Here is a 14,405-nt window from a genome sequence, read left to right as displayed (position 1 = left end):
ATCAGGTCTTCCAGGCCCTCGATGTAGGGCTTCTCCCAGTCGTGGCGCCAGTCGTGGATCTTGCGAGCCGCGGGGTGGATGGAGAAGTTCATCGAACCCATGTTGAGTGAGCACATCTCGGGCTGTGCCTTGAGCGGGTAGGCCAGCCGCTCTTCCAGCGTCATGCGCGTGCTGCCGCCGGTGGTGATGTTGATCACGGCATCGGTGGCAGCGCGGATGCGCGGCACGAACTGGTCGAACACTGCCGGGTCGGCCGTGGGGCTGCCGTCGGCCGGGTTGCGCGCGTGCAGGTGCAGGATGGCCGCGCCTGCCTGGGCTGCCTCGATGGCTTGCTGGGCAATCGCATCGGGCGTGAGCGGCAGGTAAGGCGACATGCTGGGCGTGTGCACTGAGCCCGTGACGGCGCAGGAGATGATGACTTTGTTCTGGGTCGAATCCATGGTGTATTGCTTTACTTCTTGGGATTGGTTGTGTTTGGCGTGGGTTAAACCGCCAGCCAGTCGGCCAGCAGTTGCTCATCGGCCATCAGTGCCTGGGGAGTGCCCTCAAACACGATGCGCCCGTGCCCCATCACGCAGACGCGGGTGGACACCTTGAGCGCAATGGCCAGCTTTTGCTCGACCAGCACCACCGAGACACCGCGGCGGTGCATGTCGCGGATGCAGTCGGCCACTGCAGCAACGATCTTGGGGGCCAGGCCTTCGGTAGGCTCGTCAATCAGCAACACCAGGGGGTTGCCCAGCAGCGACCGGCAGATGGTCAGCATCTGTTGCTCGCCACCCGACAGGCTGCCCGCCTTGGTGTTACGCCGCTCCTTCAGGCGCGGGAAGTAGTCGAACATTTGATCGATGGTCCAGGTCACCGCGCCGGACACAGTGGACTGCTCACCCATGCGCAGGTTTTCGTCCACGGTAAGGTTGGTGAACACCTCGCGTTCTTCGGGCACATAGGCCAGCCCGGCGCGGCAGATGGTGTAGGGCCGCTGCCCCGTCAGCGCACGCCCCTGCAAGTGCACGCTGCCGCCCGTGGGGGGCACCAGGCCCATGAGTGCCTTCATGGTGGTGGATCGGCCCGAGCCGTTGCGCCCCAGCAGGCTGACGACTTCGCCCTGCTTCACGTCAAACGTGACGCCGTGCAAGATGTGGCTCTTGCCGTAGTGGGCGTGCAGCTGGTCCACGCTCAGCAGCGCGGGCTGTGCGTTCATGGCGGGCCTCATGCTGCCACCTCCTCACCCAGATACGCTTCCTTGACGGCTGCGTTGTCGCGGATCTCGTCGGGCGTCCCCGTGGCAATCACCTGGCCGTACACCAGCACGCTGATGCGGTCGCTGATAGAGAACACCACCTGCATGTCGTGCTCGACGATGAGCAGCGCCCTGCCCCGCGTCACCTCGCAGATCAACTCGGCGGTGTAGGCGGTTTCTTCGTTGGACATGCCCGCCATGGGCTCGTCTAGCAGGATGGCCTTGGGGTCGCTGGCCAGCGTCATGGCGATCTCCAGCGAACGCTGCTCGGAGTACGACAGCTCGGCGGCCATCATGGCCGCCTTGGACTGCAGGCGCACCTGCTCCAGCAGGCGCTCGGTCTGCTCGCGCAGACCCGCCGCGTTGTCGATAAAGCGCCAGAAGGTGTACTGCAACCCGTGCGATCGCATGACAGCCAGGCGCAGGTTCTCGAACACCGAAAGCTTGGGAAAGATGTTGGTGATCTGGAACGAACGCGCAAGTCCACGGCGGTTGATGGCCTGGGGCGTCTGGCCGTCGATGCGCTGGCCGTTGAAGACGATCTCGCCCGCGGTGGGCTTGAGGTTGCCGGAGATCAGATGGAACAAGGTGGACTTGCCCGCCCCGTTCGGGCCGATGAGCGCATGACGCTCGTCGCGGCGCAGGTCCAGATCGACGCCGCGAATGATCTGCGTGGGGCCAAACGACTTGGTGAGGCCTTGAAGGGTAAGGATGGATTCGGTCATGCAGACTCCTTCGCGGAGACAGTGGCGGTGGCGGTGGCAGTGGGGACTGGGGAAGTCTCCACGGCGGGGCTGGCAGCGCTTTCGCGTTCGTCCAGCAGCCCTTGCAGGCGCCGCCGCGCGAGGTAGGCCAGTGCGCCACCCACACTCAGCAGCACCACGGGAACCAGCCAGGTGGTGATGGCCGCCGGGGCCCAGTCGACCCCGTACAGCGGGATGGCGGGCCAGGGGGCCGATGGATCGGCGCCCAGCATGGCGCGGTAGTCCCGCGAGAACAGGCGCCGCAGCACCTCGACCACAAAGGCGGTGCCTGCGGCCAGCAGCATGGTGGCAGCGACAAAGCTGGCCACCAGCGGCAGCAGGCGCCATGGGCCAAACCTGCGCCACAACATCGCTGTGCCGCTGAACAGGCCCGCCAGCCCCTGCGGCATGAACATCATCACCACCACGAACAAGATGCCCTGGTACAGCAGCCAGGACTGGGTGAGGTCAGACACCGCATAGCCAAAGAACGTCATCAGCGCCGCACCGAGCGCAGGGCCCAGGAAGGTGCCCACGCCACCGATGTAGGTGTTGAGCACGGCGGCGGCCGACAGGGTGCTTTCGAACAGAACGTAGTTGGCCGCCTCGTTGTTGATGACCTGCAGGCCGCCCGCAATGCCCGAGAACATGGCCGAGACGGTGAACACCAGCACGCTCAGCTTGTGCACGTCGTAGCCCAAGAAGGCCAGCCGGTGTCGGTTCTCGCGCAGGCCCAGGGCCAGGCGCCCAAGTGGCGTGCGGGTGTACAGGTACAGCAGCCCCAGCGACGCCAGCACCCACACGAGCGTGAGGTAGTACACCTCGGCGGTGGAGCCGAACGTGAGCCCCATCGACGGCATGCGCATGCTGGAGACACCCGCCTCTCCACCGAATACGCTCTTGATGTGCGGTGCAATGGAGTGCAGCAGCTCGGCAATGGCCAGCGTGATCATGGCGAAATAGGTGCCCGTGCGCTGGGTGGAGAACCACCCCGCAATCACGCCCACCACCAGCCCGCCCAGGGCGCCGGCCAGCGGCAGCAAAGGGGTGGGTACGATGCCGGCGCCGCCCAACGCGTTCATGGCGTGCACGGTGGCAAAGGCACCCACGCCAAAGTACGCGGCGTGGCCGAACGACAGCATGCCCGCCTGGCCGCACACCACGTTGAAGGCCGAGGCAAACAGCGCGGCGATCAGCATCTGGATGGCGGCGTTGAGCAGCCCCGTGGACAGCAGGAAAGGCAAGCCCGCCAGAATGGCGGCGCCCAGGCACAGGGTGCCGATGAGAAGGATGCGTGTGTGCATGGTGTGGGTTACGTTCATGGACATCGCATCAGGCCTTCTCGCCCATCAGGCCCGAGGGCCGGATCAGCAGCACCAACAGCATCAGCGCAAACGGCAAGGTGGCCGCCAGGCTGGACAGCTTGAGCGTGAGCAGCCCGCCCACCCCTTCAGCCCAGTCCCGCGCACCCACCACGGCCAGCAGGTCGGCCAGGCTGGCGTCGATGGCCACGGCCAGCGACGTGATCACGCCGATCAGCAGCGAGGCCAGCATGGCGCCTTCGAGCGACCCCAGACCGCCCACCACCACCACGACGAAAACCATCACGCCCAGCTCCAGCGCCATGTTGGGGTTGGTGGTGTAGAAAGCCCCGGCCACCGCACCGGCCAGGCCCGCCAGCGCCGCGCCCACGCCGAACACGCTCATGAACACCAGCGGCACGTTGTGCCCCAGGGCCTCCGCCATGTGGGGCTTGTAGATGGCCGACCGCACCACGATGCCCACACGGGTGCGGGTGAGCAGCAGGTAGATGACCACAAACATGACCACCGCCACCACCCCCATGAAGACGCGGTACGCCGGGTAGCTGGCCGAGCCGATGGTGAAGGCCGCAAAGTCCAGCCCCGAAGGGATGCGGTAGTTGACCGGGAAGTTGCCGAAAAACAGCTTGATCAGCTCGGCAATGATGAACGACAGCCCGAAGGTGAGCAGCAGTTCGTGCGCGTGGCCGTGGTGGTGCACGCGGCGCAGAAAATACTTTTCCACCACCACGCCCACCAGCCCCACCAGCACGGTGGCGGCGACCAGCGCCAGAGGGAAGCCCAGCACATCGGTCAGGGTGTAGGCAAAGTAAGCCCCCAGCATGTAGAACGATGCGTGGGCGAAGTTGAGCACGCCCATCATCCCGAAGATGAGCGTGAGCCCGGCCGAGACCATGAACAGCAACAAGCCGTAGATGGTTCCGTTGAGCAACGAAACGATGAGGGTGTCCATACGTGTGGGGGCGTGGGCAAAAAGCGGGAAAAAAGCGGGCAAAAGGCGGCCACAGCGGGTGCGTGAGCGCACTCGCCGGGAGCCAGGAACAACGAAGGCTGGTTGCAGGGCGCCCCGCCAGGGGGCGCCTTCAACGTCAGCGCGTCACTTCAATTCACGTCATGTGATGTCACGAGGGGCGCTGCATCTTGCAGCTCGCCTGCGCAGGCGTGGCGGCCTCTTGCGCCGTGAACAGCTTGACGGGCTTGAAACCCATGTCCGTGCCATCCACCTTGAACTTGGCGTCCTTGGTCACCGTGGACACCACCACGGGCAGCAGCGCCTGGTGGTCTTCGGCCCGCATGCTGATCTCGCCGATGGGGGTGGTGATCTTGGCGGTCTCCAGCGCGCGCGCAAACGCATTCACGTTGAACTTGCCACCATCCGGTTTCACGCGGCCCAGTGCGTCGCCCACCATGAGCAGGCCGAACACGGTTTGCGGGTCGGTGGCCACGGGGGCGCTGCCCGTCTTGGCGCGGTAGTCGTTGACGAACTTCTCGCCCTCGGCGCCGCCCGATTCGGCATTGAAGGTGTGCGCAATGAAGTGGCCCACGGCCAGGTCACCTGCGTTGGCAATGTTGCCCGGCTGGTCCAGAAAGATGGTGCCAAAGCGGGTTTTGAGGCCCGCGGCGCGGGTGGCCTTCATCAGCAGCAGCAGGTCGTTGGACCAGTTGCCGGTGATCACCGTGTCGGCCTTGGCGGCTCCGATCTTGGCCACATAGGGGGCGAAATCCTGAATGCGATTGACGTCGTGCAGCGTCTTTTCGACCACCTGGTAGCCGCCTGCGGACGCGTTGTCCACCGTGGCCTGTTCCATGTCCTGGCCCCAGGAATAGTTCTGGTTGATGGCGTAGACCCGCGTGCCCAGCGTGCCAGCGCCCTTCATGGCCTGCACCAGCGCCTTGGTGCGCACCTGGGCGTTGCCGCTGAAGCGGAAGTGGTGGAAGTGGCACTTCTCGCCCGTCAGTTCCAGGGCCTCGGCACCCACGTTGATGTAGACGATCTCCTTGCCAGCATTGCGCAGGTTGTGTTTGCGCACGTCTTCGGTCAGCTGCCCGCCCACCGCCGACGATGCGCCCTGCACGATGATGTGCACGCCATCGGAAATCGCCGTCTTGAGCTTGTCGGCGGCGCCGGTCGGGCCGCCCTGGTTGTCGTACTCCACCAGTTGCACCGGCTGCCCGTTCCAGCCGCCCTGGGCGTTGATGCGGTCCACCGCATAGCGGGCTGCCGTGCGGTACATCAGGCCCGACGCCGCCTGGGGGCCGGACAGCGTTTCGATCACGCCGATCTTGACAGTCTGTGCCGACACGGCACCGCTGGCGGCCATGCAGGCTGCGGCAATGGCGGTCACGCCGAGGGTTTGGATCATCTTCATACAGTCTCCTTTTGTTGATATGGGGCGTACCGGAATACGGGCGCGTTACAGGTACTCAAGATTTCCGTCCACGCTGATGGCCTGGCCGGTGATGTTTCGAGCGGCTGGGGAGCAAAGGAACAGCGCGGTGGCCGCCACGTCTTCGGGCGTCACCATGCGGCGCAGCGAAATCTTGCGGATGTATTCGTCGCGCATCGCCTCCACGCTGACACCGGTGGTGCTGGCGCGCGCTGCGATCACGCCGCTCATGCGCTCGCCCTCTACCGTGCCGGGCAGGATGGCGTTGACGCGCACCCCTGCAGGCCCCAGTTCGACCGCCAGCGATTTCATGAGCCCCACCACGCCCCATTTGGTGGACGCATAAGGTGTGCGGTAGGCATAACCCAGCCGCCCTGCCACCGAACTCATGGCCACGATGGACGGGCTATGGGGCGACTGACGCAGCAGCGGCACGGCGCGCCGCGCAAAGAGAAACTGGCTGTTCAGGTTGACGTCCATGGTGCGCTGCCACTGGGCGGCGCTGATGTCTTCGATGGGCCCGGTGGGCCCGGCAATGCCGGCGTTGTTGACCAGTACATCCAGGCCGCCAAAACTGCCCACCACGTCTTCAAAAACCAGGTCCACATCGCGTTCAACCGACGCATCCGCCACGCTGGCGGTGACGCCCGGCAGCGCGGCCACCAGGCGGTCAATGGCCGCGCGGTCAATGTCACAGATGTGAACGCTGGCCCCGGCCTCGCTGAAGGCGCGTGCGATGGCGGCGCCGATGCCGCTGGCGCCTGCGGTCACCAGCACGCGCAGGCCGGGCTGGGGAATCAAAGAATTCAGGATGCTCATAAAACAAGAGGCTGTTGCGTTGCAGGTGCTGTGGCGGATGGCGGAGGCTGGCGGCACCAAAGGCTGCGGAGCCTTCATCGCCCCGCCCTTTGGCGCACACCCAGACTGTCTCTGAGTTGGTGATGCATCGCTATGTGACGCGAGCACACTGGGGCCCCTGGACTGATGTGCGCGTCACACTCCGTAGAAACCCGAGCCAACCTACAAAACGAGGGACAAACGCACCGCGCAGGCCTCACACTGCGGGCCCTGGGCGCCAACACGAGCGCCTTTTTCGGAACATCCGTACTACCCCGTGGAGACTGCGCGCATGACCCGTGCTGTGAGTGGCGTTGACACCGATGCGAGTGACCGCATTGGCGAGGAATTGATCGAGCTGTTGCACCGGGCCGACTCCGCCGACGACCTGTCGGCCTGCATGGCCCGTGTCGAAGGGCTGCCTGATGACATGCGGCGCAAACCAGACCTTCTGGAACTGGTGCGCATGGCCATGGCCATCCGCAACCGGCTGGATGTGCAGCACCAGCGCGAGAGCGGCATGCTGGCGGTGATCGAATCTGCCCGCGATCTGTCGAGTCGCCTGGACCTGCCCGAGCTGCTGCGCATGGTGGTGTCACGCGCGCGCCGCCTGCTCGGGTCGCAGGTGGCGTGGCTGTCGGCCTACGACGCCAGCCTGGACGCCTTTCATGTGCTGACGGCAGACGGCGCGCTGGCCCGCGGCACGGGCGAGATGCTGGCGGGGCGCGACCTGGGCATCGTGAGCGTGGTGATGAAAACGCGGCTGCCGTTCACTACGGCCGACTACCTGCACGACACGCGTTTTCCGCACGACCCACAGCTCGATGTCACCTTTCGCGAAGAAGGCATTGCCGCCGTGGTGGGCGTGCCCCTGCTGTGGGAGGACGAAGTGATCGGCCTGCTGTTTGTGGCCGACCGCTACCACCGCACCCACACCACGCACAACATCTCCATCCTCAGCACGCTGGCCACGCACGCGGCCGTGGCCATCAAAAACGCGATGGCTTTTGAGCAGACCCACGCGGCCCTTCGCAGTGCCGAGTTGGCCCACACGCAGCTTGCGCAGCACGCCCAGGGCGTGCAGGCCGCTGCCGAAGCGCATGACCAGATGACCTCGCTGCTGGCCAAGGGTGCCACGCTGGCCACCATCTGCCAGTCGGTGGCCGAGATCATGGAAGGCGAAGTGCTGGTGCTCGACGAGGTGGGGCAGACCATTGGCAAGGGCGTGGCCGATGGCTACGCAGGACCGGGCGCCACCGCATACCACCCGCATGGCGACCACAGCGAAGCGCTGACCCGGGCCCTGGGCGAAAGCCGCCGCATCGGCCGTTCGGTGATGGCATATGAGGCCGCCGGAGAAACCTGCCGCCTCAACGCCGTGATTGGCGGCAACGACGTGCTGGGCACCATGCTGCTGTTTCGCACCGATCCGCTCGACGGACTGGCCGTGCGCACCTACGAGCGGTGCGCGAGCATCGTCGGCATCGTGCTGCTGTCGCGCGAACGCACGGAGGCATCGCAAAGCCGCGACCTGTCGAGCCTTTTGCGGGGTTTGCTGTCGCCCCGCCAGGACGATCTGCACCTGCTGAGCGACCGTGCCGACCGGTTTGGCGTGGCACTGTCACGCCCCACATCGCTGCTGCTGCTGGAAACCCGCGCCACCGAGGCCAGCTACCTGCTGCGGCGCCTTCGATCCACGCCGTTGCTGCCACACACCTTGTTTGACGAGATCGACGGCGTGCTGACCATCCTGTGCGCGACCACGCGGGCCGACGACGTGCGCCGCATCCTCGAAGACGCAGCCCGGCAGCATTTTGGGGCGGCGTATCTGGGTGTGCTGTCGCGACCGATCCCGCAGCCGTCTGAGATCCCTGCGCTGTACTCGTCGCTGCGGCGCGCGCTGCCCGTGCTGGCACGCATTGGCATGCGGGGACACATCGTGGGGCAAAACGAGCTGGCGCTGTACTCCACCTTGTTTGAAACGCACGACCAGGCCAGCCTGCATGCGTACCTGAAAAGCACCATCGGCGCCCTGATAGCGAACGACGAGAAGCGGGGCTCCGAACTGGTCGCCACCTTGCTTGCGTACTTTGACTGCAACCAGAACGCCAAGGCCGCGGCAGAGCGGCTGGGCATCCACGTCAACACGATGCGGCAAAGGCTGACCACCGCAGAGGGACTGGCGGGCCACTGGGGCAACGCCCTGCGCGCGCTGGAGATCCACGTCGCCTTGCGGCTGTGGGTGCTCAGTGGTGGGGCGAAGGACGGGGTTCAGAGCACCACGCTGGCATTGACTGCGGGCGGGGAGCCCGCGGCAGATGGAACGTGATGAGTGAAGCGGGAGAGACGAGGGGCTGAAGGCTTGAAGTCTGTCGCAGCACCCTTCTCTGCAAAATATCAAGCCTTTTAGGCCTCTAGCGCTTATTGGATAAGCGCTAGCAGCTATTAATTTAGAAGCATTCAGCTATTCACGGAACAACCGCACGATCACGCTTTGCAGCCACTGGTTGCCAGGGTCGCTCTCAAACCGGCGGCTCCAATGCAGCGACACGGTGAAGTCGCGCAGCGGTAGCGCGGGTTCGATGATGGTGTAACCCGCGTCGGCCGCAAACGTTTGGGCAATGTTGCGCGGCATGACCACGGCCAGGTCGGTGCCGCGCACGATGGAGGGCAGCGCCATGAAATGCTCGGCGGTAAGGCGCAGGCGGTCTTGCAGCTGCAGCATCTCCAGGATGCGCAAGGTGTCTGAATGCGTGCGCACGGCCACAAACTCCAGTTGCCGCAGGTCACGCAGCAAAGCAGGGCCGCTGCGCTTGCGCAGGCTGAACGGGTGGCCCGAGCGCAGCAGCACGATGTAGCGGTCTTTGAGCAACTGCACCCGGCGGGTGTCTTTCACGGTGGGCAAAAAACCAAACGCAAAGTCGATGCGCCCACTGTCGAGCATGGCGGCGATGTCGCTGCGGGGCACGGGCAAGGTTTCCAGCCGCACGCCTGGCGCCTGCTTTTGAAGCGCCTGCATCAAAGCAGGCAAAAAGCGCCCTTCTCCGATATCGCTCATGTGGATGCGAAACACCTTGCGCGATTGCAGCGGGTCGAACAGTGCGGATTCGTTGAGCGCTTCTTCGAGCAAACCCAGCGCGCTGCGCACGGCGTCTGCCAGCCGGTCGGCCTTGGGGGTGGGCTGCACACCGCCGCCTGCGCGCACAAACAAGGGGTCTTTGATCAGCAGGCGCAGCCGCGTGAGGGCCTGGCTGGCTGCGGGCTGGGTCAAGTCCAGCAGGTCGGCCGCCCGGCTGACGTTGCGCGTGCGGTAGACCGCGTCGAACAGGCGCAGCAGGTTGAGGTCGATGTCCTTGATATGCATTGAATGAATACCGCTTAGTCGCTTCATTGTATTGATGGATGAAGCGTGGCCGCCGAAGATCGGAATCCGTCCCTCAGCACCCACCTTCTCCATGACCCAGGCCCCTTCGTCAAGCGCTGCGACTGCCGCACACCCCGCTTCATCCGCCCGCCTCACCGTGCGCGAGGTGGTGCTGGAGCTGCTGCGTGGCTTTCAGATCAACACCATTTTTGGCAACCCGGGCTCCACCGAGCTGCCGCTGTTTCTGGACTTTCCCAGCGACTTTCGCTACATCCTGGGCCTGCAAGAGGCGGTGGTGGTGGGCATGGCCGATGGCTACGCGCAGGCTACGCACAACGCCGCATTTGTGAACCTGCACTCTGCCGCGGGCGTGGGCCATGCCATGGGCAATATCTTTACCGCGCACAAGAACCGCACGCCCATGGTGATCACGGCGGGGCAGCAGGCGCGGTCCATCCTGCCCTTCGACCCGTTCCTGTTTTCTGGCCAGGCCACCGAGCTGCCCAAGCCATACGTGAAGTGGAGCGTGGAGCCCGCCCGCGCAGAGGACGTGCCGCTGGCCATTGCCCGCGCCTACTACATCGCCATGCAGCAGCCGCGCGGGCCGGTGCTGGTGTCGATCCCGGCGGACGACTGGGACAAGCCCTGCGAGCCCCTGAAGGCCCGCATGGTCAGCACCGAGACGCGGCCTGAACCGCGTGTGCTGGATGCGATTGGCACCGCACTCGACGCCGCACAGCGGCCGGTGTTTGTGGTGGGTGCTGCGGTCGACCGCGATGGCGCGTGGGACGACCTGGTGACCTTGGCCGAGCGGCACAACGCGGCGGTGTGGATTGCGCCGATGTCCGGGCGCTGCGGCTTTCCGCAAAACCACCGCCTGTTTGCCGGGGTGCTGCCCGCCATGCGCGAGAAGATCGTGGCGCTGCTGGCAGGCCACGACCTGGTCTTTGCGCTGGGTGCCGCGGCCTTCACGTACCACGTAGAGGGCTTTGGCCCCCATGTGCCACCCGGCGCCCAACTGGTGCAGCTGATTGAAGACCCCACCACCGCCGCGTGGACACCCGAAGGCACGTCTGCCGTGGGCGGCATTCGTCTGGGCGTGCTGGACCTGCTGGCACGCCCTGCCCCGCCGCCACGCGCCCTGCCCCCACCCCGCGCAGCACGCCCGCGTGCCGAGCCCACAGGCCCGCTGATGAGCGTGGCGTATGTGATGCAGACGCTGGCCGAGGTGCGCGACCCCGCCTCCATCGTGGTGGAAGAAGCCCCCAGCTCGCGCGCTGCCATGCAGGCCCACCTGCCCATCGTGCAGAGCGAAACCTTCTACACCATGTGCAGCGGCGGCCTGGGCTACGCCATGCCCGCCGCTGTGGGGGTGGCATTGGCCAAGCCCGAGTGCAAGGTGATCGGGCTGATTGGAGATGGGTCGGCCATGTACTCCATCCAGGCGCTGTGGAGTGCGGCGCAGCTGCAGCTGCCCATCACCTTCATCATCCTCAAGAACCGGCGCTACGCGGCGCTGCAAGAGTTTGCGCCCACCTTCGGGTTCCATGAAGGCGACAAGCTGGAAGGCACCGATCTGCCGGACCTCGACTTCCTGGCACTGGCCCGCGGCCAGGGGTGCGAGGCGGTGCATGTGAGCGAAGCTGCCCAATTGCACCAGGTTCTGCGCGACGCGCTGGCCAGCCCACGCGCCATCCTGGTGGAGGTGGATGTGGCCTGACAGCGCCTGCCGCCAATCACTGGCCCTTCACCCTCACATTCACCCTCAGCTACGCTGACATCAACCATCACAAGACCCGGCACACCCGGGCCCCCGCTTTCAAGGAGACACACCATGCCATCTGCCCAACACAACAACCACAGCCACAACACCCCACTCCACCAACCCCGCCGACCGCAACACCTGCGCAACGCCCTGGCGCTGGCCTGCGCGGCTTGCGCGCTTGCAATGCCTGTCGCCGCCGTGGCAGACACCTGGCCCAGCAAGCCGATCAAGGTCATCGTCAACTTCCCTGCGGGCGGCGCGGCCGACCAGATTGCACGCGCCGTGTCACAGCCGCTGCAAACCGCGCTGGGACAGCCGGTGGTTGTTGAAAACCGGGGTGGCGCGGGCGGCAACATTGGGGGAGACGCCGCGGCCAAATCGCCTGCGGACGGCTACACGCTGCTGCTGAGTTCGGGCGGAATGGTGTCGGTCAACCCGCACCTGTATCCCAAGATGCCGTTCGACCCGGTCAAGGACCTGACGCCTGTGGCGGCGGCAGCGCGCGTGCTGGTGTTTCTGGAGGTGAAACCGACACTGCCGGTCAACACCATTCAGGATTTTTTGGCCCACCTCAAGGCCAACCCCGGCAAGCTCACGTTTGGCAGCCCCGGCAATGGCAGCTCGCCACATCTGGCGGCAGAAATGATGAAAGCCCAGGCCAACGTGTTTGCGGTGCATGTGCCGTATCGGGGCGCAGCGCCCGCCATGCAGGATTTGCTGGGCGGACAGGTGGATTTCATGTTCGACCCGGGCATTGGGCTGCAGCATGTGAAGGCGGGCAAGCTCAAGCTGTTGGCCGTGGGCAGCGCCAAACGCTCGCCGCTGTTCCCGGACGTGCCCACGCTGGATGAAGCCGGCCTCAAAGGGTTTGACGCCGACACTTTGTTCGGTTTTTATGCGCCTGCGGGCACCCCGGCTGACGTGGTGACCCGCCTTAACCGCGAAATCAACAAGGCCCTGGCAACCCCCGCGGTGCAGGAGCGCATCAACGCACTGGGCGGCGTGCCAGCGCCCATGTCGCCTGCGGAGTTCAACAGCCGCGCCACCGCAGACAGCGCACGGTTTGGCGCACTCATCAAGGCACGCAACATTCAAAGCGATTGACCACGCGCGGCACGGCAGGGTGAAAACACGCTTGGCGTTGTCTGCGCCCGCAGTGACAATGGCACCCGCCATGACTACGCCATCCCCCTCCAACGACCCCACCGCCGCGCTGCCCGAACCCTTCGATCCGGACTCGACCACCGCGTTTCAGCGCCGCATGGAGCGAGCGCCCGAGTGGTTCTGCTCGTTTTTGGCAGGCAACAGCCGCGAAAAAAGCCGCCTCAAGCGCGAGATGGCGACGATGAAGGGGTCGGTGGTGTGGCTGGTGCAGCAGCGCCGCCAAGGCAACTGGGACGCCACCGAGCGCGCCCATTTGCGCGATGTGATGCGATCGGCATCGTCCGTCAGCCCCTATCTGTTCATCTGGGTGATTCCGGGCTCGATGCTGTTGTTGCCGTTCATGGCCTGGTTTCTGGACAAACAACGCAAACGCCGCGAGCGCAAACTGCAGCGCCCTTGAACAGGCGCTGCGGGCGCAAACTCAGGCCCAATTACTCGACAGCGTCACCAGCAAGCCCGTGCCGACGAGACTAGCCTGCCACCGCAAGGCCGTGGACCACGACGGCACGTGCTGCTCTACCCTCAGATACAGCCAACGCCCAGCGGCCAGTGAGAGCACAAACGCCAGCAACATTCCTATCGCATTGACCACGGGCGAGTCAGGCCACAGGATACCCACCACGGCGTTGACCAGCAGGCACACCGCAAAGTGCACCAGAAACACGGAATACGCCATCTGCCCCAACCGCACCAGCGGACCCCAGGGTGCTGCCTCGCTCCATGACCGCACCCGTGCAGAACGCAGCGCAAACACCAGGCACAGCGCTGTGACCAGCGCCACCGCCACGCGGCCGCGGTAGTCCAGCGCCAGCGCAGCGCCGCCCAGCAGGGCGATGGCCGCCAGCCACCCATGCGGGCTGGGCGCACGCACGGCCCAGTACGCCAGCATGCCCAGGCCATACGCGCCAAAAAAGTACAGCGCCCACATGTCGAAACCGGCCATGCGGTTAAAGAACCAGAGCGACGCCGCGACGCCAAGCACGATCAACGCACGGGCCAGGACAGCGCCATGCTGCTGCGCCCACACGCCAGGCAGTGCGCGCACGCCCGCCCACACCAGCACGCTCAGAGTGAACAGCTGAAAGTCGATGGCCACGTACCAGACCCCGGCTGACAGTGCGTCTTCGCCCACGATGTCTTGCAGCAGCAAGGCATTGGCCAGCAACTGCGCCAGCGTGGGCTCATCTGGCACCGAGGGGTGAACCATCCACAAGCGCACGAGCGCGGCCACCACCACGGTAAACACCAGCGCCACTGCGTAGGGCACCACCAGGCGCACAAAACGTTTGGCGATGGCGTTGCCTGCATGGTCAAACCGCGCCACGCCCAGCGGCGCCAAACTGGCGGCCGCCAGATAACCGCCCACCACCAGAAACACCTGCACGGCCATGCGCCCAAAGTCATACAGCCAGGCCATGAGCTCCGGGGCCAGAGGCTGGGCAATGTCCGACATGGGCCCGTAAAAAGCCAGGTGGTGCCAGACGATGGTGATACACGCCAAGCCCTTGACCATGTCGATCAGCGGCGTGCGAGAGGTGGCAGAAGACATGCGGAGTTGTCAGGAAGGATGGGGCCAGGCT

General features: G+C 65.3%; 13 protein-coding genes. 4 read left to right on the top strand and 9 right to left on the bottom strand.

Annotation, left to right across the window (positions count from 1 at the left end):
* From ACK41V_RS14100 to ACK41V_RS14070, 7 genes are all read right to left on the bottom strand, one after another.
* Positions 1 to 440, bottom strand: a 440-nt coding sequence (locus ACK41V_RS14100) for a 3-keto-5-aminohexanoate cleavage protein (RefSeq protein ID WP_409783230.1), incomplete at its 3' end; no start/stop codon positions are given.
* 44 nt (positions 441 to 484) lie between these two features.
* Complete coding sequence (locus ACK41V_RS14095) at positions 485 to 1,204, bottom strand: ABC transporter ATP-binding protein (protein ID WP_409783229.1); 720 nt, start codon at positions 1,202 to 1,204, stop codon at positions 485 to 487.
* 8 nt (positions 1,205 to 1,212) lie between these two features.
* Positions 1,213 to 1,968 carry an ABC transporter ATP-binding protein gene (locus ACK41V_RS14090; protein ID WP_409783228.1) on the bottom strand — a complete coding sequence of 252 codons (756 nt, stop codon included), beginning with the start codon at positions 1,966 to 1,968 and terminating at the stop codon, positions 1,213 to 1,215.
* Positions 1,965 to 3,308 (bottom strand): branched-chain amino acid ABC transporter permease, encoded by a 1,344-nt coding sequence (locus tag ACK41V_RS14085; RefSeq protein WP_409783227.1) that lies wholly within the window; start codon positions 3,306 to 3,308, stop codon positions 1,965 to 1,967. Before ACK41V_RS14085 ends, ACK41V_RS14090 begins: the two co-directional genes overlap by 4 nt.
* 10 nt (positions 3,309 to 3,318) lie before the next feature.
* Positions 3,319 to 4,260 (bottom strand): branched-chain amino acid ABC transporter permease, encoded by a 942-nt coding sequence (locus ACK41V_RS14080; protein ID WP_409783226.1) that lies wholly within the window; start codon positions 4,258 to 4,260, stop codon positions 3,319 to 3,321.
* Between the two features lie 169 nt (positions 4,261 to 4,429).
* Positions 4,430 to 5,677: a branched-chain amino acid ABC transporter substrate-binding protein gene (locus ACK41V_RS14075; protein WP_409783225.1), complete on the bottom strand. Its 1,248-nt coding sequence runs from the start codon at positions 5,675 to 5,677 to the stop codon at positions 4,430 to 4,432.
* 45 nt (positions 5,678 to 5,722) lie between these two features.
* Positions 5,723 to 6,514, bottom strand: a complete 792-nt coding sequence (locus ACK41V_RS14070) for an SDR family oxidoreductase (RefSeq protein WP_409783224.1) — start codon at positions 6,512 to 6,514, stop codon at positions 5,723 to 5,725.
* Between the two features lie 310 nt (positions 6,515 to 6,824).
* On the opposite strand from ACK41V_RS14070, the gene ACK41V_RS14065 reads away from it, so the two are divergent.
* Complete coding sequence (locus tag ACK41V_RS14065) at positions 6,825 to 8,861, top strand: helix-turn-helix domain-containing protein (protein WP_409783223.1); 2,037 nt, start codon at positions 6,825 to 6,827, stop codon at positions 8,859 to 8,861.
* Positions 8,862 to 8,996: 135 nt separating this feature from the next.
* On the opposite strand, the gene ACK41V_RS14060 is transcribed toward ACK41V_RS14065, so the two are convergent.
* Complete coding sequence (locus tag ACK41V_RS14060) at positions 8,997 to 9,896, bottom strand: LysR family transcriptional regulator (RefSeq protein WP_409783222.1); 900 nt, start codon at positions 9,894 to 9,896, stop codon at positions 8,997 to 8,999.
* 91 nt (positions 9,897 to 9,987) lie between these two features.
* Here ACK41V_RS14060 and mdlC point away from each other — a divergent pair, with 91 nt between their 5' ends.
* The 3 genes from mdlC (at position 9,988) to ACK41V_RS14045 (ending at position 13,225) form a co-directional block, all read left to right on the top strand.
* The gene (gene mdlC / locus ACK41V_RS14055) at positions 9,988 to 11,616 is read left to right on the top strand and encodes a benzoylformate decarboxylase (protein WP_409783221.1); all 1,629 of its coding nucleotides are present in this window, start codon (positions 9,988 to 9,990) and stop codon (positions 11,614 to 11,616) included.
* A gap of 228 nt (positions 11,617 to 11,844) precedes the next feature.
* A complete protein-coding gene (locus tag ACK41V_RS14050) occupies positions 11,845 to 12,765 on the top strand; it encodes a Bug family tripartite tricarboxylate transporter substrate binding protein (RefSeq protein WP_409783232.1) in 921 nt (306 codons plus the stop codon).
* A 70-nt stretch (positions 12,766 to 12,835) separates the two neighbouring features.
* The gene (locus tag ACK41V_RS14045) at positions 12,836 to 13,225 is read left to right on the top strand and encodes a hypothetical protein (protein ID WP_409783220.1); all 390 of its coding nucleotides are present in this window, start codon (positions 12,836 to 12,838) and stop codon (positions 13,223 to 13,225) included.
* A 21-nt stretch (positions 13,226 to 13,246) separates the two neighbouring features.
* On the opposite strand, the gene ACK41V_RS14040 is transcribed toward ACK41V_RS14045, so the two are convergent.
* Positions 13,247 to 14,374 (bottom strand): acyltransferase family protein, encoded by a 1,128-nt coding sequence (locus tag ACK41V_RS14040; RefSeq protein WP_409783219.1) that lies wholly within the window; start codon positions 14,372 to 14,374, stop codon positions 13,247 to 13,249.
* Positions 14,375 to 14,405 lie beyond the last annotated feature (31 nt).

Source organism: Acidovorax sp. (assembly GCF_046291265.1).
Taxonomy (GTDB): domain Bacteria; phylum Pseudomonadota; class Gammaproteobacteria; order Burkholderiales; family Burkholderiaceae_C; genus Acidovorax.
The sequence above is the reverse complement of the archived record's forward strand: the minus strand, read 5'-3'. Positions and strand labels throughout refer to the sequence as shown.